This is a genomic window from Winogradskyella sediminis, from assembly GCF_003387355.1.
In the GTDB taxonomy this organism is placed as follows: domain Bacteria; phylum Bacteroidota; class Bacteroidia; order Flavobacteriales; family Flavobacteriaceae; genus Winogradskyella; species Winogradskyella sediminis.
In genome coordinates, this window is record NZ_QUNH01000003.1 from 25,611 (window position 1) to 46,874 (window position 21,264).

Below are 21,264 nucleotides of genomic sequence, written 5' to 3' on the forward strand. Positions count from 1 at the left end.
CGTTTTATATAAGTCTCGTGCGTAGTCAACTAGAGTTTAATTTTTACATCTTGGATTTCATCAACGGTATATGTAGAAGAGTAACCCATAATTTTATATTTAATATCACCTTTATAATGGACTTTTAAATTTTGAGCTATTAGACTTCCAAGCAAACCGCCTAAACTACTTTTGTCAATAAGTTTCTCGGTATCCACAGCAACGGTTAATGGGATTGTAAATTTTTCTCGTTTAGGAACATCAAATTCATCTGAAACAATTTTTGCAACTTCAATGTTATTGATGTAAACTTTAAAATCGTCTGTTTTTAAGGTCCCACCAACATGGTTTTTATTTAAGAATAAGGCATCTACTTTTAATGTAATAGCTTTAGAACTAGAGTCTAATATTTCAACGTTATCGAGCCTAACAAATTCTGGCTTTTTAGTAATAGCACAGTTAAAAAGTAGTGTAAAAGTTAGGGAAAACATTATGAGTCTTTTAAACATAAAATTGTTTTTATACGTATTTTTGAAATTGCTAAAACCTAATTATTAAGTGCGTAAAGATACTATTGTTATTCGAGAAATTGAAGCTAAGGATAATCCTAAAATTGCGAAGGCAATTCGGAATGTTTTAATAGAAATGGGAGTGCCTAAAGTGGGCACAGCCTATGAAGATTCGGCTTTAGATTGTATGACGGAAACCTACGACGCGCCAAAGAAAGCGTATTTTGTAGTTGAAGATGGTGAGGCTATCATTGGAGGCGCCGGAATTTCGCCTTTAGATAATTATGAAGGCAATATCTGCGAATTACAAAAAATGTACTTTATGCCACAAGCTAGAGGAAAAGGTTTAGGAAGCGAAATGATGGAAAAATGTCTTGATTTCGCCAAGCAAGCTGGTTTTTCTCAATGTTATTTAGAAACCTTGCCTTATATGGATGATGCTCGTAAATTGTACAGAAAAGTAGGTTTTAAATCTATTGATAAACCACTCGGGAATACTGGTCATTATTCGTGCACGGTTTGGATGCTTAAAGATTTATAGGTTATGGTTTTAAAAGAACTTCAAAATATATTTCATATCGAATTAGATGCTATTTATGGTCAGCATGAAGTGAATAGTTTTTTCTATTTATGCACAGAGCATTATTTAGACATAGCAAGAATACAATTGACTTTAGAACCAGAATTAGCTATTACAAAGCCTGAAACTGAAACGTTTTTTAAGGCCTTAGAACATTTAAAACAACAAAAACCAATTCAGTATTTACTAGGTGGAACCGAATTTTTTGGATTGCCTTTTAAAGTGAATAAAAATGTATTAATTCCACGACCAGAAACGGAAGAGCTTGTAGATTTAATAATTAGAGGTCATTCTCAGCAGAATAAAGTTTCTAAACTTAAAATTTTAGATATTGGTACAGGTTCTGGTTGTATATCAATTTCTTTAGCTAAAAACTTACCGAACGCCGAAGTTTATGCATTGGATATTTCAAAAGAAGCTTTAAAAGTTGCCAAACAAAATGCAGAACTAAATAATGTTGATATAACATTTATAGAAGCCAATATTTTAGACGAGAATTGTCATTCCGCACTTGATGCGGAATCCACTTTTAATATCATTGTGTCCAACCCTCCATACGTTAGGAACCTAGAAAAACAAGAAATTCAACCCAACGTTTTAGACAACGAGCCACATTTAGCTTTGTTTGTAGAGGATGATAATCCGTTGATATTTTACAAGGCCATAACAGAATTCGCTGTTAAAAACTTAAAACCAAAAGGGCAATTATATTTTGAAATTAATCAATATCTTGGAAAGGAAACAAAGCAGTTATTAGTTGATGCTGAATTTGAAGCTATTGAGTTATTGAAAGACTTAAACGGAAATGATAGGATGTTGAAGGGAACAAAAATTTAAAAAGAATTGTTTACATACTTTATTATATGAACACAAAACAAAAAATAGAATCACTTAGAGAAGAGTTACGTCAACACAACTATAATTATTACATTCTAGATGATGCAACGATTAGTGATTACGAATTCGATATAAAATTAAAAGAACTTCAAGCTTTAGAAGAAAAGCATCCTGAGTTTTTTGATGCTAATTCGCCATCGCAACGTGTAGGAGGAGCAGTGACTAAGAACTTTAAAACTACAGTTCATGATTCTCGTATGTACTCTTTGGATAATTCCTATTCTAAAGAAGATTTGTTGGATTGGGAAACGCGTATTAAAAAAATGGTTGATGGAGATGTTAATTATACTTGCGAATTAAAATATGATGGTGCCTCAATTAGTTTAACCTACGAAAATGGGACCTTATTAAGGGCAGTCACACGTGGTGATGGTGTTCAAGGCGATGAGGTCACTTCAAATATTAAAACCATAAATACAGTGCCATTACAATTAAAAGGTGATTTTCCTGAGCGTTTTGATATACGAGGCGAAATTGTTCTACCTATTGAAGGCTTCTTAAAAATGAACGAAGAACGCATTGAAAACGATGAAGAGCCTTATAAAAACCCAAGAAATACAGCATCAGGAAGTTTAAAGCTTCAGGATAGTTCAGAAGTCGCTAAACGGCCTTTAGAATGTCTATTATATAGTATCGTAGGAAACAATCTAAATATCACGTCGCAATACGAAGGTTTAGAAAAAGCCAGAGCTTGGGGGTTTAAAGTGCCACAAGAGGCTAAATTGGTAAATTCTATTGATGAAGTTTTAGAATACGTGGACTATTGGGATAAAAACAGACACAATTTACCTTATGAAATCGATGGTGTTGTGGTTAAAGTGAATAATCTCTATCAGCAAGACGAATTAGGTTTTACAGCCAAAGCACCACGTTGGGCTATGGCTTATAAGTTTAAAGCTGAACAGGTTTCTACACGTTTAAATGAAATTACATATCAAGTTGGTAGAACAGGCGCAATAACACCAGTGGCTAATTTAGAGCCTGTGCAATTAGCAGGAACCACGGTAAAACGTGCATCACTTCATAATGCAGACCAGATTGAAAAATTAGATATTAGAGTAGGGGATGAAGTGTTTGTTGAAAAAGGAGGAGAAATTATTCCTAAGATAATTGCTGTGGATTTAAACAAGCGTCCTGCAGACTCTGTGCCAACAGTGTATATTACTAATTGTCCGGAATGTGATACGGAATTAATAAGATTAGAAGGCGAAGCAAAACATTACTGTCCTAATTATACCGCTTGTCCACCACAAGTGGTTGGGAGAATTCAACATTATATCTCTAGAAAAGCCATGGATATCGATGGACTAGGAGGAGAAACTGTGGCATTGTTAGTTAAGGAAGGCTTAATTCATAATTATTCCGATTTATATGAATTAACCGTTGAACAAGTCATTCCGTTAGAGCGAATGGCAGAAAAAAGTGCTATTAACCTTATCAATGGAATTGAAGCTTCTAAACAAATTCCGTTTGAGCGTGTACTTTTTGCCTTAGGAATTCGTTATGTAGGTGAAACAGTTGCTAAGAAATTAGCCAAACATTATAAATCTATTGATGCCTTAATGTATGCGTCCTTATTAGATTTAGTTACGGTTGATGAAATAGGTGAGCGTATTGCGCAGAGTGTTGTAGAGTTTTTCTCTAAGGAAGAGAATAAGCAAATTATAGAACGTTTAAGACGTTTTGGAGTGCAATTAGAAATCTCTGCAGAGAAATTAGCCAATCAAACGGATAAATTAAAAGGGTTATCTATAGTCGTTTCAGGTGTATTTGAAACTGTTTCTAGAAATGAACTTAAGAAATTAATTGAAGATAATGGAGGAAAAGTGTCGTCATCTATTTCTTCTAAAACAAGTTACCTAGTTGCAGGTGATAAAATGGGACCAAGCAAGCGAACAAAGGCAGAAAATTTAAATATTGAAATCCTATCGGAAATGTCTTTTTTAGAGTTTTTGAAGTAAATTCTTACGCTAAAACAGTTAAAAAGTCGATAAAATGCATAATTAATTCGTTAAAGTGTAGAAAAAATGTTTATATTTGCTTCAATTAATAAGGGGGAATTATGTTAGTAAATAAAATTTTAAAAGTAGTGCTACTGCTTTTAGGAATTACTTATATCGTACTACAAGGCTTTGCTATGGAGCAAGAAGGCGATGCCGTGAGCGCGTTATCCTTTATTCTACTTACTTGGTTATATATCGGTTGGACTAAACATAAGTCGAGATTGTTTGTGTCATTCTTATTTATTTTTACATCAGCGCATATACTTAGTTATTTATCGTGGTTTCAAGCTCCATTAGAAGATGGTGAACTAGATTACTCGTATTATATAGGAAATATCCTTAGCATCATCTCGTATAGCTTACTAATAGTAAAAATGTTTTTACAATTAAACTTTAAAACAGTATTTGCACAGTTAACTGTTCCTGTAGTTATTTTGGTGATTTTAGATGTATTTTGTGTTACCTTAATATCAAGTACTACAGAAAGTGCATTTACTTATTACGAATATGCTCTAGAGTTTACTTATAATGCCGTGGTTATGACTTTGCTGTCTTTTGCCCTTATTAATTATATGTATAGAAATAATTATAAGTCCATGCTGTTTTTGCTAGGCTCTATTTTTATTGTCTTTTCTGAGATTATACAGTTGGCATATTACTATATTTTAAGCGATGCAAATTTAGGCTATATTTACTCTTTCTTCTTAGTTGTTGCCTTTATCTTCTATTATTTACAGTCACAGCATAGGGTGAGTGAACCGATACCAGTTTATACGGAAGACCCTATGGAAGCTAAATCCTCTTTGCCTTAAAAAAAAACATTCTATTAGCGTTCTTTACACTATAATTGAGGTTCCATCTGAACTGACTTCTTTTCCTGGTTGAAAATAGAAATCAATTTTACCAAGATATAAACCAAAGCACCCTACTTGGTTAACTAGTACGTTTTTACCTACGCTATTTTTTTCAATTGTTGGTTTAGGTAGAAATGTATGTGTGTGTCCTCCTATAATTAAATCAATATCTTTTGTTGCTCTTGCTACGGTAATGTCACTGACTTTATTAGGATTATTTTTATAATTATAGCCCAAATGAGATAAGCAAATAACCAAGTCGCAAGACTGCTCTTCCTTTAATATGCGCGACATGTCTTGTGCAATTTCAATAGGATTGTGATACACGGTTTCTTTATACATCTCTTTATTCACTAGGCCATCCAATTGAATTCCTAAACCAAATATGCCAATTTTAATACCGTCTTTAATAATAATTTTATAAGGCTTAACATGTGTGTCCATTACCGTATTGGTAAAATCGTAATTAGCGGAAACAAATTCAAAATCAGCATGTGGAATTTGAGCATATAGTCCATCGATGCCGTTATCAAAATCGTGATTACCAATAGTGGCAACATCATATTTTAGCATGCTCATTAATTTAAACTCTAATTCGCCACCATAATAGTTGAAATATGGAGTACCTTGAAAGATGTCACCAGCATCTAATAATAGCGTATTTGGATTTTCTTTTCTAATAGATTCCACTAAGGTAGCACGCCTAGCTACACCTCCTTTATTCGCGTTTCTGCCATCTTCGGGTCCAAAAGGATCAATATGACTGTGAACATCATTGGTATGTAAAATGGTTATTTTTTTTGTCTTAGATGGACTAAAAGATTGTAGGCTTAAACCGCCAACACCAGCCAAAACCGTAGCAGCTGTAGATTTTTGAATAAAATGTCTTCTTTTCATAATTTAGTCTTCTAGTTTTATAAAACGTCTATCTCTTATTGGGTTTAAGGTGTCTTTCTTTTTAAAATTATCAATAAGAACATCCCTAATTTTATAATTTAATACATATAAACCTTCATTTGGATGAAAAAAGGTCATTCCATCTCCACCACTATATAAGTAATCGTTGGTAGCAACATAATATATTTTGTTGTCGTCTATAGGTTTTCCATGTACTGTTGCTGTTTTAATATTTGAGTTTTTGTCAAGTATTAATTGCAATTGGTGCGATACAGGATGTGCACGTTTGGCTTTAGATAAATAGGTCATCATATCTTGGATTTGCGTTCCTTTTAGAGCCACAACGACCACTGAGTTTTCAAAAGGCATAACTTCAAAAGCTGTTCTAATAGTAATATTTCCTTTTGATATAATAGAACGAATACCTCCATGGTTAAGAATTGCAAAATCAATATTTTGTTGAGTACGTTGATGAAACACAGGATTACTCTCGCTAAAAACAGCATCAGCCATTAAATTTCCGATAGCGGTATTGTACGAGCCATCAGATTTGGTATAAGTTTGCGGTGCATAAGAAATTATGCTATCCATATTTTTATTAATATGTGCTCTATAAGGAGCTATAAAATTTTCAATCTCTTGTTGAGGTTTAAGGCTGTTATCGATATCAATCCGTTTACCTTCAATTTTAGAAATATGTGATGATGCGCATGAGAAAATGAGCAACAAAACGCAGAGTTTTAAAATATGTTTAATAGTCATTGAATAACTTATAAGAAGTTTGTAATAAAATGTTAGTGCTTTTGTTAAATTTGCACAAAGGCTAAAGGTAAATGATTTTAAAAGCATTTAAAGAAAAATCTAATCGAAAATATGTCAATAATTTGTTAGCAACACGTCAACCTATTGTTAACAATAACAAGGTAAAGACAATTGCAGTATTACTTAATACAAGCGAATTTCATGAATTTGAGGTGTTTAGAGTGTATTTTAAAGAATTGAATTTAACCTCACCAAAGCACAAAATTGTAGCATTTACTGTAGATGATAAATTAGAACACAATAAATGGAATACGCATTTTAGTCCAAAAGATTTTGGATGGAAAGGAGCAATAAAAAATCCAGATTTACAAGCTTTTATTGATGAACCTTATGACATGTTGATTTGTTTCTTTAAAAATGACGAATTGCCTTTAAATGTCATTACAGCAGCTTCTAAAGCAAATTTTAAAGTTGGAATATCTAGATTTGACGAGCGTTTATATGACCTAATTATTGATGTCGAATTAAAGGATATCAATATTTTTAAACAAGAATTAAAAAAATACTTAAATATTTTAAACAAATTATAATGACCAAATTTATAGGCACAGGTGTGGCATTAATTACACCATTTAACGCAGATTTAACCATTGATTTTGATGCGTTAGAGCGTTTGGTAGAATACAACATCACTAACGGAACGGATTATTTAGTAATAAGTGGTACCACTGGAGAAAGTGTAACTGTAACTGCAGAGGAGAAAAAGGAATTAACAGCATTTATTATTAAAGTTAATAAAGGTAGATTACCGTTAGTTTTAGGAATTGGTGGAAATAACACAGCTACGGTTATAGACGAGATCAAAGCAACGGATTTTTCAGAAATTGACGGTATTTTATCTGTATCACCATATTATAGTAAACCAACACAAGAAGGCATTTATCAGCACTTTAAAGCGATTTCCGAAGTTGCACCAAAACCTATTATATTGTATAATGTTCCTGGTAGAACATCATCTAATATGTCGCCTGCTACAACCTTGCGGTTAGCCAAAGATTGTGAGAATATTGTTGCAGTAAAAGAAGCTGGAAATAATGTGCATCAGTATTTAGAGTTACTAAGAACTAAGCCAGAGGACTTTTTAGTTTTATCTGGTGATGACGATTTAGCCTTAGGGGTGGCCTTGGCTGGTGGTTCAGGAGTAATTTCAGTGATAGGGCAAGCTTTGCCAAAAGCGTTTTCTGAAATGATTCGTTTAGGGATAGCGGGTAAAGCCAAAGAAGCGTATGATATTCATTTTAAACTCATGCCAATCACAGGACTCATTTTTTCTGAAAATAACCCTTCAGGTATAAAAGCTGTTTTGAGTGCTTTAAATATTTCAGAATCACATGTGAGATTGCCACTTGTTGAGGCTACGGATCAATTAAAAGTAAGGATTAAATCTGAACTAAAAATTCTAGGAAAAAGTTAAACTTTATATAAATAGGTTTTCTACCTAGAAACAACACTTAATTTAGCAGATAATAATTGTTTTTTAAATCCGTTAATAATGCTTACTTTTGCATTCTGTTTAAAATTTATGAAGAGAGGACTTTACATACTACTAATTAGTATCTTATTTATTTCTTGTAGTGATTTTCAGAAAACCTTAAAATCTGAAGACACTGCGAAGAAATTTGAAATGGCAACCGAATTATATGAAGCTGAAAAGTGGAATAAATCTTATAGATTGTTGGATCAAATCCTTCAGCAGTTTAGAGGAAAGCCACAAGCCGAAAAAATAACATTTATGCATGCTATGTGTTCTTATCAATTAGAGGACTATTATATTGCAAGCTTTCACTTTGATAAATTTACAGACATGTATCCGCAAAGTGAAAAAGTGGAAGAAGCCTCTTTTTTAGCAGCAAAAGGTTACTATCATAATTCTCCGGTGTATTCTAAAGATCAGAAAGAAACGATTGAAGCAATTGAGAAATTACAACTTTTTGTGAATGAATATCCTGAGTCTACTTATTTAAGTGAAGCTAATACACTAGTTAAAGAGTTAGATTTTAAACTACAGAAAAAAGCGTTTGAAATTGCTAAACAGTATAACTTAATTAGAGAGTATAAAGCGTCTATAAAAGCGTTTAACAACTTTATGTTAGAGTTTCCTGGGGCAACTTTAAAAGGTGAAGCATTTTATTACAGATTTGATTCTGCTTACAATTTAGCTGTTTTAAGTATAGATTACTTAAAAGAACAACGTCTTAAAGATGCTATTGGGTATTATAATGCCTTAAAGAAAACGTTTCCTAACTCAGAATATATGGAAGCTGCTTCGATAATGAATGAAGAATTACAAGAACAATTAAATACGTTTACGACTAAAAGTTAAACATTATAACGATGGATTTAAAAAAGACAGATGCGCCAGTAAGTACAATTACTTACAATAGAAATGAAATTGATTCTGCTACAGATAATATCTATGAGGCTATTTCAGTTATTTCAAGACGTGCAGAGCAAATTAACACTGATATCAGACGTGAGTTAATAGACAAATTAGAAGAATTTGCAACTTACAATGATAGTCTTGAAGAAATTTTTGAAAACAAAGAACAAATCGAAGTTTCAAAATTTTACGAAAAATTACCAAAACCACATGCCTTAGCGGTTAAAGAATGGTTAGATAACAAGATTTATCACAGAAATACTGAGGATCCTCAGCCATAAACTAAAAGCCTTAGATGTCTATTCTAAAGGATAAGAATATTTTATTGGGCATTACTGCTGGTATTGCCGCATATAAATCGGCCAATTTGGTCAGATTATTCATTAAAGCAGGCGCTAACGTTAAAGTCGTTATGACGCCTGCTTCTAAAGAGTTTATTACTCCACTCACACTTTCTACTTTATCAAAAAATCCGGTCTTTTCTACTTTTGTGGATGAAGACGAGGATAACGGCATTTGGAATAATCATGTAGAATTAGGGCTTTGGGCAGATCTTTTTGTCATCGCTCCAGCCACGGCAAATACTATGGCTAAAATGGCAAATGGAGTTTGTGATAACATGCTTTTAGCCACCTATCTTTCTGCAAAATGTCCTATATATTTTGCACCAGCTATGGACTTGGATATGTATAGGCACAAGTCAACTAAAACATCATTTGAAAAACTAATAGCGTATGGTAATAAGCTTATTCCGGCAGGAACAGGCGAACTTGCAAGTGGTTTAATTGGTGAAGGTCGCATGGCTGAACCAGAAGAGATTGTTACTTTTGTTGAGAACGATATTTTAGGTCAACTACCATTAAGAGGTAAGCGTGTTCTGATTACTGCTGGGCCAACCTATGAAGCTATAGATCCTGTTCGTTTTATTGGTAATCATTCTAGTGGTAAAATGGGCTTTGAGATTGCAAAAGCAGCTGCAAGCCTAGGTGCTGAGGTGATATTAGTGACGGGTCCAACGCATCAAAAGGTTTCTAGTAACTTTATCTCTATAATACCTGTGATAAGTGCAGAAGATATGTATACTGAAGTTCATAAGCATTTTAATACTGTAGATATAGCTGTTCTTTCAGCTGCTGTAGCCGATTATCGACCAAAAAATGTGGCCACTCAGAAAATAAAAAAGAAAGAATCAGCGTTCACTATTGAGTTAGAAAAAACTAAAGATATTTTAAAGTCCCTCGGAGCTATTAAAAAGAATCAATTTTTAGTCGGATTCGCTTTAGAAACCAACAATGAATTAGAGCATGCTAAAGGAAAGCTGAATTCTAAAAATTTAGATCTCATTGTACTTAACTCACTACAAGATAACGGAGCAGGTTTTGGTGTATCGACAAATAAAGTTACATTTATAACGTCTTCTAACGACATTATTGAAAATGAATTAAAATCGAAAGCAGACGTTGCTAAAGATTTAATGCAATTAATATTAAAACAAACCGATGCGTAACCTATATTTTATATTTGTTTTTCTACTAACAACATCCATAAGTTTTTCGCAAGAGTTAAACTGTACTGTAAATGTCATTGCACAGCAAACAGGAAACGAAAATGATGTTATATATAAAACTTTGGGTAATCAACTTACAGAGTTTGTAAATAATACTAAATGGACACGAAAGAATTTTGCACCGCAAGAACGTATTAATTGCAGCATGGTTATTAATGTTTCACAGCAAAGTAATAACTTGTTTAGTGCATCAATTCAAGTGTCTTCCTCTCGGCCAATTTTTAATTCTACATATAGTTCACCTGTTTATAATTTTAATGATAAGAATTTCAATTTTGAATATTTAGAATTTCAAAATTTGGTTTTTAACGAAGGTCAATTTGAGTCAAATTTAATTTCGGTATTATCATTTCATGTCTATATGATTTTAGGAATGGATGCAGATACTTTTGCGCTCAATGGAGGTGATGAATATTTCAAACAAGCACAGACTATTGCAAGCTACTCTCAACACCTCAATGGACAAGGTTGGAAACTAGAAGACGGATTACAATCCCGATTTGCTTTAATTGACAATATGATGTCTCCATTATATAAAGATTTGCGTGTAGCCATGTATAACTATCATATTGGTGGTATGGATATTATGAATGAGAGTACTAAAGAAGGAAAATCTCAAATTATAAACGCATTAAACGATTTACAAAAAGTGCATAGAATACGACCAAACTCTTTTTTGATGCGTGTGTTTTTTGATGCTAAAGCAGATGAGATTATGGATGTTCTTTCTGGAGGACCAAGCGTAAATATCACAGAAGCAACGGATATTTTAAATAGGATTGCACCTATGCATTCTCAGAAGTGGAGGAATATTAAGTACTAAACTTTGCTACACTGTTTTTCGCTTAGCCATTTCGCTCAAAGCTATTTATACCGCAGATAGATTTTCAATTTTATTTTAGAGTTCTTAGCCTTAAAAACTTAATTTTGTAATACATAATTATAAGCGCTTGTTAACATCACTTTACATAAAAAATTACGCACTCATAGATGAGCTAAATGTTTCATTTAATAATGGTTTAACTATTATTACAGGTGAAACCGGAGCAGGTAAATCTATCTTGTTAGGAGGTTTATCTTTAGTTTTAGGGAAGCGTGCAGATTTAAGCCAGGTAAAAAATGCCAACGAAAAATGTATCATAGAGGCTGTTTTCGATATTGCCAATTACGATTTAAAATCTCTTTTTTCAACCTTAGATTTGGATTATGATCTACAAACCATCATTAGAAGAGAAATTTTACCTTCCGGAAAATCGAGAGCTTTTATAAATGATACTCCAGTAACTTTAGAGAGTTTAGTAGCATTAAGTAGTTACCTCATTGATATTCATTCTCAGCATCAAACACAACAATTAACCCAAGACGATTACCAGTTTAAGGTCATTGATGCTTTGGCTGATAATAAATCGAATTTAGAAGATTTTTCTAACCAATTAGCGACTTATAAATCGCTTCAAAAAAGTTTAAAGGAATTACAGGCTTCTAAAGCAGACTTGATAAAGGAGTACGATTATAATCTCTTTTTATCTAAAGAATTAAACGAAATTAATTTAGAGAATATTAATCTTCAAGATTTAGAAACGCAATACGAAGAACTTAATAATGTTGAGGTTATCGGTGAGCATCTAAGTGCCGCCAAAGCCCTATTGGCCGCGGAAGATTTGGGTGTAATAGATCAGGTGAATGCGGTAAAACAAGCCATGTCTAAAATTTCAAGCTTTGGAACATCTTATGAAACGTTAAAAGAACGTATTATTAGTGTGGGAATAGAATTAGATGATGTTTTAATTGAAATTGATAATCTTGAGGAGAATTTAATTACAGATCCAGAAGAGCTAAATCGTATTAACGGTAAACTTCAAATTATAAATAATTTATTTCAAAAGCATTCGGTTTCTGATATTGAAGAGTTAATTGCAATAAAAAATGATTTAAAATTAAAGATAGACAATACTGAAAGTTTAGACCAGTCGATAAACAATAAGGAACAGGAGGTTTTAAAAGTTAACGACAAACTAAATCAGATAGCTTTAAAAATTCATAAGAAAAGAAAGAAAGTTATACCTGTTTTCGTTTCGAAATTAGAATCGATTTTATCCGATTTAGGTATGCCAAATGCTAAATTTAAAGTTGAATTAGAGTCTACAGATCGGTTATTGAAAAACGGTAAAGATAATTTGCAGTTTTTATTTATGGCTAATAAAGGATCTAGTTTTAATGAGCTAAAAAAATCTGCTTCGGGAGGAGAATTGTCGCGTATTATTTTAGCTATAAAATCGATTTTGGCAGAATATATTCAACTACCATCCATTATGTTTGATGAAATTGACACAGGAGTTTCAGGAGAGATTTCTAATAAAATGGGTGAAATAATGAAGCAAATGAGCCTAAAAATGCAAGTATTTACAATTACGCATTTACCTCAAATAGCAGCTAAAGGGAATGCACATTTTAAGGTATTTAAAACAGATATTGAAGATGCCACACATACACAACTCAAAAAATTAAATGGAGACGAACGTATTGTAGAAATTGCTCAGATGCTAGGTGGATTAACTATTACAGATTCTGCTATGGCTCATGCCAAACAACTTTTAAATTAATAACTGGAAATATATTTTCGTAAGATTACGGCTATGCTAATATTAAGCCGTATTTAAACATCATTTACAATAAACAACTAATACCAAAAACATATGTCATACAATTTACTAAAAGGAAAAAAGGGAATCATATTTGGTGCTTTAGATGAGAATTCTATTGCGTGGAAAACGGCGTTGCGCGTACACGAAGAAGGAGGAACGTTTGTATTAACCAACGCTCCAGTTTCTATCCGTATGGGGCAAATTGATGCATTGGCAGAACAGACAGGATCTCAAATTATTCCTGCAGATGCGACTTCAGAAGAAGATTTACAAAATTTAGTGGAGCAGTCTATGGAGATATTAGGTGGTAAAATAGATTTTGTTTTACATTCTATTGGTATGTCAATTAACGTTAGAAAAGGAAAACACTATACAGATCAAAATTATGCATGGACACAAAAAGGAACTGATGTTTCTGCAATGTCATTTCATAAAGTAATGCAAACCCTCTATAAAGCAGATGCCATGAATGAATGGGGAAGTATTGTCGCTTTAACCTATATGGCAGCACAACGTGTATTTCCGGATTATAACGATATGGCAGATAACAAAGCTTATTTAGAAAGTGTGGCACGTAGCTTTGGTTATTTCTTTGGTAGAGACAAAAAAGTCCGTGTGAATACCATCTCGCAATCGCCAACACCAACGACAGCAGGATCGGGTGTTAAAGGCTTTGATGGTTTTATCGCTTACTCAGATAAAATGTCTCCTCTAGGAAATGCTACAGCAATGGATTGTGCAAATTACACTGTTACATTGTTTAGTGACCTTACTAAACGTGTCACTTTACAGAACTTGTATAACGATGGTGGCTTTAGTAATATGGGAGTGAGTGATGCCGTTATGGACGCTTTTGTTGAAAATCAATAAAACACTCCATAATTAAGATAATCTTAGCCGTTATGTTCAACACATAACGGTTTTTTTGTTTTAGAATTTCATGAATTTTGAAAACTTAGGTTTAATTTTTAGACTAAAGAGTTAAGGTAACGATAGGTTGTGTTTTTTGTCGGTATTTTCGACATTTAAACGATTTGAAAGTTAAAGCTAGTAATGTTTTAAAGATTTAACATATTTTTAAAGAATTACTAACTTAAATATATTTTTATGAAGAAAATTACATTATTATTTTTAATGTGTGTTGCATTGACATGGCAAACAACAGCACAGATCCAAGTAGGAGATGGGGAAAATCAATTTCAAGCCATGCCAATTGATCCATATTTTGGTTATTCTTATACTCAAAGTATTTATTTGGCTAATGAATTGAACTCAGGAGCTGGTACAATAACGAGTCTTCAATATTATTTTAGTGGAACAGGTTCTATAGATAATAGTCAAGATTTAACAATTTATGTTGGGCATACTTCAAAAACTTCCTTTTCAGATACGGATGATTGGATCGACGTTACAACATTAACAGAGTCCTACGCAGGTGGTATTCCGGTAACAGAAGCAGGTTGGGTTACATTAACCTTAGATACTCCATTTGCATACAATGGAACGGACAATATTGTAATAGCCTTTCGTGAAAATGGTGATGGTTATGACAGTTCTGGATCCGATTTTTGGAATACTGCAACTTTAGAAGCTAGAAGTATATATTATAGAAATGATGATAATCCAATAACAATATCAGATCCTGAAACTGCAAATGGAACGGCTAATTATGTGCCTACCGTAATAATTGATGGTATCACTTCGTTATGTTCTCCTGCAGCTGCAACTGTGATATCTGTAGATGATTGTGATAATTCACAATTTTCAATTTTAGTAGACGTTACCGATTTAGGCGATTCTACAAATCTTGAAATCACTAACGATGCAGGAGTTGCTTCTTCAATGGTGACTGAAACAGGAGAAGTGACCGTTGGTCCATTTCCAATAGGAACTCCAGTAGTATTAACACTCGAAAATGAAAACAACGATGTATGTGATGTAATGTTAGACTCAGTTTTAGATTTTTGTCCAACGGCAACAACGACGTTAGATTACTATAATTTACAATGGCCTGCAACTCTAGCGTTTCCTGAAAATGAAACGGAAGATCAAATGGTTTATGCTCAGGCTTATGAAGCAGGTTTAACTGACACCACAGTTGGAGAGGCAGCAGCAGGTATAGAAGTTTGGATTGGTTACAGTGATACAGATACAGACCCTTCTTCGGAAGATTGGACTTGGGAAATTGCCACATTTTTTGGTGAAAATGGAAACAATGATGAGTACCTATTTAACATGCAAAGTCTTGGTTTAGAAGAAGGAACATATTATTATGCAAGTCGCTTTTCATTAAATGAAGGTCCTTATATGTATGGTGGAATTTTAGCAGACGGTTCTAATGGTGGCGTTTGGGATGGTACAACTAATATTTCAGGCGTGTTAACGGTTTCAGAGCGCTTGTCTGTTCCTGGTGATGATTGTGCGAATCCTATTGTTATTGGAACGTTACCATATAATACAACAGACGATACTATAAATTATTCTAATGCTTTTGGTAATGGAGATAGTTCATGTAATTCTTATTATTTAAGTGGAAACGATGTTGTGTATACGTACACACCTTCTGAAGATAAAAATATTAATTTTGAGCTTTCTAATTTAACAGAAAGTTGGACTGCAATTCACGTTTTAGATAGCTGTCCTACAGATGAGGAAGCTACTTGTGTGGCTTTTTCTGGTAATACTGGGAGTACTGACAGGGTTATTGAAAATATAGATGTTTTAAATGGCACAACTTATTATATCGTAGTTTCTATTTGGGCTTCACCAGATTCTTTTGGTTATACTTTAGATATTACTGAAAACTCATGTACTAATGCAACTGCTACATATAGTGTAGTTAGTGATTGTGACGTTAGTGGTGGGTTTAACATAGAAGTAGATATTACAGATATGGGAACAGCTAGTAATATTACAGTAACTGATGACCAAGGTAGTGATGCTCAAGTAGCGACGGAAGCGACAACTTTAACTTTTGGCCCTTATGTGAATGAAACAGATGTGGTAATTACGATAACTGACGACAATGACGCAACTTGTACACTAGAGAGTGATGTCTTAACTCAGATAGCATGTCCACCAGCAAATAATGATTGTGCTAATTCTATATCAATAACTCAAGAAACTGAAATTGCAGATGAAGCAAGCGCGACAGCAACACCTGGTTCAATATTAGGTGCTACGGCTTCTGGTTTGGAAGCTGAATCTTGTGGAACTTGGACGGGAACAGCTAACGACGATGTGTGGTATTCATTTGAAGCATTAACTGAAAATGTTAATATAGCCTATGAATTAAGTACTGGTTTTGATGGTGTCGCGGTGTTGTATTCTGGAACTTGTGGAGCTTTAACGGTTGTTGATTGTTCTGATAGTGGAACAACTGAAATAATTGAGGCCTCGGGTTTAACAGTGGGAGAAACTTATTACACTAGAATATTCCAATATGGTACTGGCTCTACAGTAGACAGAACCTTTGATTTAAAAATTTGGTCTCCAGATGAAGCATTAAGCGTAAACAATTTTGAAACAGAAGCAGCATTCACATATTATCCAAACCCAGTTAAAAACACATTATCGTTAAATGCTCAAAATACAATTGAGCAAGTAACAATGTATAATATGCTAGGTCAAGAAGTATTAAGAGCGACTCCTAATACTGTTGATAGTGATTTAGATATGTCTAACTTGCAAACAGGAACTTACTTTGTAAAAGTTACTATTGCAAATGTGACGAAAACAATACGAGTGATTAAGCAATAGGCTTAGTTATGTTATAGTTTTGAAAAAGCCGCTAAATTAGCGGCTTTTTTGTGTTTAAATGATCATATAATTTTAGATGAAATTTTCCTAATTTACGTTATGGATTTTAAGCTATGGCAACTGTTAAAAATTGTGTTTGGTTTGTATACCTTTGTAGCTTATGAAGACGATTGATTTCTCATTTATTATTCCAGTATTTAATAGACCTAACGAGATTAGAGAGTTACTAGAAAGCTTTTTAAACCTTAAAGGGCAATATGTCTATGAAATTGTAATTGTTGAAGACGGTTCTAATGATACGTCAGAGACCGTTATTAAAGATTATGAAACGCAATTGAATATTTCGTATTATTCAAAACCTAATACTGGTCCGGGTGATTCTCGGAATTTTGGCATGCAGAAAGCTAATGGTAACTATTTTATTATTTTAGATTCCGATGTACTGTTGCCACCAAATTATTTAACAGCCGTAGAGACATTTTTAAACACATCTTATTACGATTGTTTTGGTGGTCCGGATGCAGCTCATAGTTCATTTTCTAATCTTCAAAAAGCCATTAATTTTGCCATGACGTCTTTTATTACCACAGGAGGTATACGAGGAGGAAAACAACAAGTCGAAAATTTTCAACCGCGAAGTTTTAATATGGGTTTGTCTAAAAAAGCGTTTTTAGCTTCTAGTGGTTTCGGAAAAATTCATCCAGGTGAAGATCCAGATTTATCTTTACGATTACATCAATTAGGTTTTAAAACCACATTAATTGAATCGGCTTTTGTTTATCACAAACGGCGTATATCGTGGTCTAAATTTTATAAGCAAGTCTATAGATTTGGAATGGTAAGACCAATTCTTAACCAATGGCACCCAGACTCCAAAAGTATAGTCTATTGGTTTCCTACAGTATTTAGCTTGGGTTGCATTGTTTCAATACTTTTAGCAATTTTTCAAATTAATTTACTTTTATATGTGTACGGATTTTATTTTGCTTTAGCTTTTATCTTAGCTTTAATAACTAATCGAAATCTTGCTGTTGCAGTGCAGGCATTATGGGCAATAGGTATTCAATTTTTTGGATATGGTTATGGTTTTTTGAAATCGACATTTAATTTACTTATCTTAGGAAGAGATCCTAAAGAGGCATTTCCAGAACTATTTTTTTAAATTTAAAATGGATCAAAAGAAGCGTTTAAACATACTAGATCATTTAAAGAAGAAAAACGTTAAGCTGTTTATTTTATTCTTTATAATCGCATTTGTGTTTTTAATTTTTTCTAAACTTTCTAATGATTATAAGCAAACCCTTAAATTAAAAGTAAATTTGGTCAATGTTGATGACGAAATCTTATTAAAAAACGATTCAACAAATTATATTCAAGCGTATGTAGAGGCTAAAGGATTTGCTTTGATGCCATTTTTATTCGATAATTCAAAAGTATTAGACATTAATGCTAAAAGTGAGGTGACAACAAAACCTCTGCATTTTATTTTTGATGTAAGTAAACACAAGTACTTAATAGAAGCTCAGTTGGGTAGCGCGTACGATGTGATTTCTTTGATGCCAGATACTCTTTTAATCGGATATTCTAAAAGAGCATCAAAATTTGTTCCAGTACACTTTAAAAGTGCTATTAATTATGCAGTAGGATATGATTTAAAAGGCAATTACCAATTAAATATCGATAGTGTTAAAGTGGTGGGTTCTCAAGAGGTAGTAGATACCATGTCTTCAGTATCTACAGAAACGTTATCTCTAAATGACCTAAAAAGTGACCTAAATAATATTGTAAGACTAGATATTTCTAAATATAAGAATATTGAGGTTTTACCTAAAGCGATTGAAGTCAAAGGCGAAGTCGTACGTTTCACAGAAGGTACCATAGAAGTTCCAATTATTATAACTCATAAACCAAAAAATGTGATAATTAATTACTTTCCTAAAACGGTTACGCTTTCATATTATGTAGACTTGGAGAATTATAATAATATAGAAACTTTAGATTTTAAAGTAGAATGTGATTTTTCGGAATTAGAAGCTAATCAGACATTTTTGCTACCTAAGGTCACAAAAAAGCCAGATTTTGTAAAGCATGTTAGTATCAAGCAAAAACAAATAGATTTTATAGAATTATAATATGGTAGTAGTAGGATTAACAGGTGGTATTGGTAGTGGTAAATCTACAATTTTAGAGTGCTTTAAGTCTTATGGTGTCCCTGTATATATAGCCGATACGGAAGCTAAAGCCTTAATGAATCGTTCTAAAGTGATACGACGAAAGCTCATACAACTCTTTGGTGAAAAAGCTTATATAGATCAGACTTTAAATAGACCTTATTTAGCTTCAAAGATCTTTAATGATAAGACGTTACTTGCAAAAATGAATGCCATTGTTCATCCTAAAGTCGCTTCACATTTTAAACGATGGCTTAAACAGCAAGATGCAGATTACGTTATAAAAGAAGTTGCTATTATTTTTGAGAATAACCTTCAAAACCAATACGATTATATTATCACTGTAGTTGCCGACAAAGAGCGACGCATACAACGGGTTATGGAACGCGATAATGTATCTAAAGAAAAAGTAGAGGCTGTGATAAAAAATCAATGGTCTGATGCAAAAAAAATAGAAAAATCTGATTTTGTGATAGTTAATAATAATCTACAAGAAGCTAAGGAACAAGCGAAGAATATTCATAATAATCTACTTAAAATATTAAATCACTAATAATTTAACTTCATTTGTTAACGTTAGGTTAAACCTAATTTATACTAAATGTTAAAATGTTAAATTTGACTGATGGGCAAAAAGCTATTTGTGTTATTGGTAATCCTAATGAGTTTATCACTTATAGGTATAATTTTTGTACAATTATTTTTTATAAACAATAGTTTAGAAAATGAGAATAAGAATTTTACCTTTAGTGTAAAACGGTCCTTAAGTTTGGTGTCTAAAGCTATTGAGGATTACGAGTATCGTGATTATTTTATGAAGCTTCAGCCGTACCTAAGTAAGGATAATAAGGCGGATTCTGCTATAATTAAGCAATTATTTATAGCTACTGAGGATGACGATGCTGGTAAAACTATTATTCACCGTAATACCGTTTTAGAAGAACGCTTTAAGGTGCCATCATTGTTCTTTGAAATTGATGCTGATAGTTTTAATATTAGTAAACTTTCTAGTGAGCGTGTTACCGAAACCTACAATAATACTAGTATTGATGGGAATAGACGTATGGATCCAGAAACTCGATTGCGAGAGTATTCTTCTTTAACAGGTTTAGAAAAGCAAGTGTATGATGATACATTTAAGACGTTGTTAAAGGATAAACCTGTTTACAAACGTGTCTCAGTAGCACAAGTCGAAAATTTACTAAGAAGAGAACTTAAATCTGAAGGGATTGATCTTAATTTTGAATTTGCGATTTATGATGATGACTTAGCAACGAAGGTGAAAACCGAAAATTTTGAATTCCTAGATGAAAGTGCTTACGGTGTTAAAGTATTTTTAGATAATAATAAAGAAAGCAGCTATAATCTTTGGATAGATTTTCCTGAGAGAAAAAAATACCTTTTCTCTTCAATATTATGGATGATTGTGCTCTCAATAATATTTACAAGTATTATAATTATTGCTTATACAAGTGCTATTTACCAATTAATAAGACAACGTCAAATATCTCAGATTAAGACCGACTTTATTAACAACATGACGCACGAATTTAAAACACCAATAGCAACGATTAATTTGGCTTTAGATTCTATAAAAAACCCTAAAATTCTTAACGACCAAGAAAAGGTCTTACGTTATTTAGGAATGATAAAAGATGAAAATAAACGTATGCATGCGCAAGTAGAAAATGTATTGCGTATTTCTAAATTAGATAAAAACGAGCTTAACATTAGTAAAGAGCGTTTAGATATGCACGATTTGGTAGAAGATGCCGTAACGCATGTAGAACTAATTGTAGAAGACAGAAGAGGTTACGTAAAAACACATTTGAATGCCGATCAGACATCAATTTTAGCAAACGATACACATTTTACAAATGTAATTGTGAACATTTTGGATAATGCTATAAAGTATTCGGATGAAGCACCAAAAATAGATGTATACACCGAAAATGTAGGGCATAATATAATTTTAAAAATAGCAGATCAAGGTAACGGAATGTCTAAAGCAGTTGCCAAAAGAGTGTTTGAAAAATTTTATAGAGAACACACAGGAAATGTACATAATGTTAAAGGTCATGGGCTAGGTTTAGCTTATGTAAAGAAAATAGTAGAAGACCATCAAGGTCATATATCAGTAGAAAGTGAAAAAGGAAAAGGCAGTACTTTTATTATAAAGATGCCGTTAATATCATAAAATT

Annotated in this window: 20 protein-coding genes; 17 read left to right on the forward strand and 3 right to left on the reverse strand. The window is 32.8% G+C overall.

Features of this window, described 5'->3' with window-relative positions:
- Positions 1-29 precede the first annotated feature (29 nt).
- Entirely contained in the window at positions 30-488 is a 459-nt protein-coding gene (locus tag C8N41_RS12840) for a hypothetical protein (RefSeq protein WP_115839568.1), read from the reverse strand.
- Between the two features lie 49 nt (positions 489-537).
- Between C8N41_RS12840 and C8N41_RS12845 the strand changes: the two genes are divergently transcribed.
- The 4 genes from C8N41_RS12845 to C8N41_RS12860 all read left to right on the forward strand — a co-directional run bounded on the left by C8N41_RS12845 (position 538) and on the right by C8N41_RS12860 (position 4,780).
- A complete protein-coding gene (locus C8N41_RS12845; RefSeq protein WP_115839569.1) occupies positions 538-1,029 on the forward strand; it encodes a GNAT family N-acetyltransferase in 492 nt (163 codons plus the stop codon).
- A gap of 3 nt (positions 1,030-1,032) precedes the next feature.
- Complete coding sequence (gene prmC / locus C8N41_RS12850; protein WP_115839570.1) at positions 1,033-1,905, forward strand: peptide chain release factor N(5)-glutamine methyltransferase; 873 nt, start codon at positions 1,033-1,035, stop codon at positions 1,903-1,905.
- A 26-nt stretch (positions 1,906-1,931) separates the two neighbouring features.
- Entirely contained in the window at positions 1,932-3,926 is a 1,995-nt protein-coding gene (ligA, locus tag C8N41_RS12855; protein ID WP_115839571.1) for an NAD-dependent DNA ligase LigA, read from the forward strand.
- A 101-nt stretch (positions 3,927-4,027) separates the two neighbouring features.
- Positions 4,028-4,780 (forward strand): hypothetical protein, encoded by a 753-nt coding sequence (locus C8N41_RS12860; RefSeq protein ID WP_115839572.1) that lies wholly within the window; start codon positions 4,028-4,030, stop codon positions 4,778-4,780.
- A 24-nt stretch (positions 4,781-4,804) separates the two neighbouring features.
- On the opposite strand, the gene C8N41_RS12865 is transcribed toward C8N41_RS12860, so the two are convergent.
- Positions 4,805-5,719: a bifunctional metallophosphatase/5'-nucleotidase gene (locus C8N41_RS12865; protein WP_092443437.1), complete on the reverse strand. Its 915-nt coding sequence runs from the start codon at positions 5,717-5,719 to the stop codon at positions 4,805-4,807.
- A gap of 3 nt (positions 5,720-5,722) precedes the next feature.
- Positions 5,723-6,481 carry a 5'-nucleotidase C-terminal domain-containing protein gene (locus C8N41_RS12870; RefSeq protein WP_092447687.1) on the reverse strand — a complete coding sequence of 253 codons (759 nt, stop codon included), beginning with the start codon at positions 6,479-6,481 and terminating at the stop codon, positions 5,723-5,725.
- A 71-nt stretch (positions 6,482-6,552) separates the two neighbouring features.
- Here C8N41_RS12870 and C8N41_RS12875 point away from each other — a divergent pair, with 71 nt between their 5' ends.
- From C8N41_RS12875 to C8N41_RS12935, 13 genes are all read left to right on the forward strand, one after another.
- Positions 6,553-7,071, forward strand: coding sequence for a DUF6913 domain-containing protein (locus C8N41_RS12875; protein WP_115839573.1), 519 nt, complete (start codon positions 6,553-6,555; stop codon positions 7,069-7,071).
- The gene (dapA, locus tag C8N41_RS12880) at positions 7,071-7,955 is read left to right on the forward strand and encodes a 4-hydroxy-tetrahydrodipicolinate synthase (RefSeq protein WP_115839574.1); all 885 of its coding nucleotides are present in this window, start codon (positions 7,071-7,073) and stop codon (positions 7,953-7,955) included. The genes C8N41_RS12875 and dapA overlap by 1 nt, the downstream gene beginning before the upstream one ends.
- Before the next feature lie 108 nt (positions 7,956-8,063).
- Positions 8,064-8,864, forward strand: coding sequence for an outer membrane protein assembly factor BamD (locus C8N41_RS12885; RefSeq protein ID WP_249033280.1), 801 nt, complete (start codon positions 8,064-8,066; stop codon positions 8,862-8,864).
- Positions 8,865-8,875: 11 nt separating this feature from the next.
- On the forward strand, positions 8,876-9,202 hold the full coding sequence (locus tag C8N41_RS12890) for a DNA-directed RNA polymerase subunit omega (RefSeq protein WP_092443428.1): 327 nt from the start codon (positions 8,876-8,878) through the stop codon (positions 9,200-9,202).
- Positions 9,203-9,216: 14 nt separating this feature from the next.
- Positions 9,217-10,428, forward strand: coding sequence for a bifunctional phosphopantothenoylcysteine decarboxylase/phosphopantothenate--cysteine ligase CoaBC (gene coaBC, locus C8N41_RS12895; RefSeq protein ID WP_115839576.1), 1,212 nt, complete (start codon positions 9,217-9,219; stop codon positions 10,426-10,428).
- Positions 10,421-11,311, forward strand: a complete 891-nt coding sequence (gene porD, locus C8N41_RS12900; protein WP_115839577.1) for a type IX secretion system protein PorD — start codon at positions 10,421-10,423, stop codon at positions 11,309-11,311. Before coaBC ends, porD begins: the two co-directional genes overlap by 8 nt.
- A 127-nt stretch (positions 11,312-11,438) precedes the next feature.
- On the forward strand, positions 11,439-13,091 hold the full coding sequence (recN, locus tag C8N41_RS12905) for a DNA repair protein RecN (protein ID WP_115839578.1): 1,653 nt from the start codon (positions 11,439-11,441) through the stop codon (positions 13,089-13,091).
- Positions 13,092-13,184: 93 nt separating this feature from the next.
- Positions 13,185-14,003, forward strand: a complete 819-nt coding sequence (locus C8N41_RS12910) for an enoyl-ACP reductase FabI (RefSeq protein ID WP_092443421.1) — start codon at positions 13,185-13,187, stop codon at positions 14,001-14,003.
- Positions 14,004-14,240: 237 nt separating this feature from the next.
- A complete protein-coding gene (locus C8N41_RS12915) occupies positions 14,241-16,892 on the forward strand; it encodes a T9SS type A sorting domain-containing protein (RefSeq protein ID WP_115839579.1) in 2,652 nt (883 codons plus the stop codon).
- A gap of 160 nt (positions 16,893-17,052) precedes the next feature.
- On the forward strand, positions 17,053-18,054 hold the full coding sequence (locus tag C8N41_RS12920) for a glycosyltransferase (RefSeq protein WP_115839580.1): 1,002 nt from the start codon (positions 17,053-17,055) through the stop codon (positions 18,052-18,054).
- A gap of 7 nt (positions 18,055-18,061) precedes the next feature.
- Positions 18,062-19,024: a YbbR-like domain-containing protein gene (locus C8N41_RS12925; protein ID WP_115839581.1), complete on the forward strand. Its 963-nt coding sequence runs from the start codon at positions 18,062-18,064 to the stop codon at positions 19,022-19,024.
- Position 19,025: 1 nt separating this feature from the next.
- Positions 19,026-19,616, forward strand: a complete 591-nt coding sequence (gene coaE, locus C8N41_RS12930) for a dephospho-CoA kinase (RefSeq protein ID WP_115839582.1) — start codon at positions 19,026-19,028, stop codon at positions 19,614-19,616.
- A 72-nt stretch (positions 19,617-19,688) separates the two neighbouring features.
- A complete protein-coding gene (locus C8N41_RS12935; RefSeq protein WP_244266693.1) occupies positions 19,689-21,260 on the forward strand; it encodes a sensor histidine kinase in 1,572 nt (523 codons plus the stop codon).
- Positions 21,261-21,264: the final 4 nt, after the last annotated feature.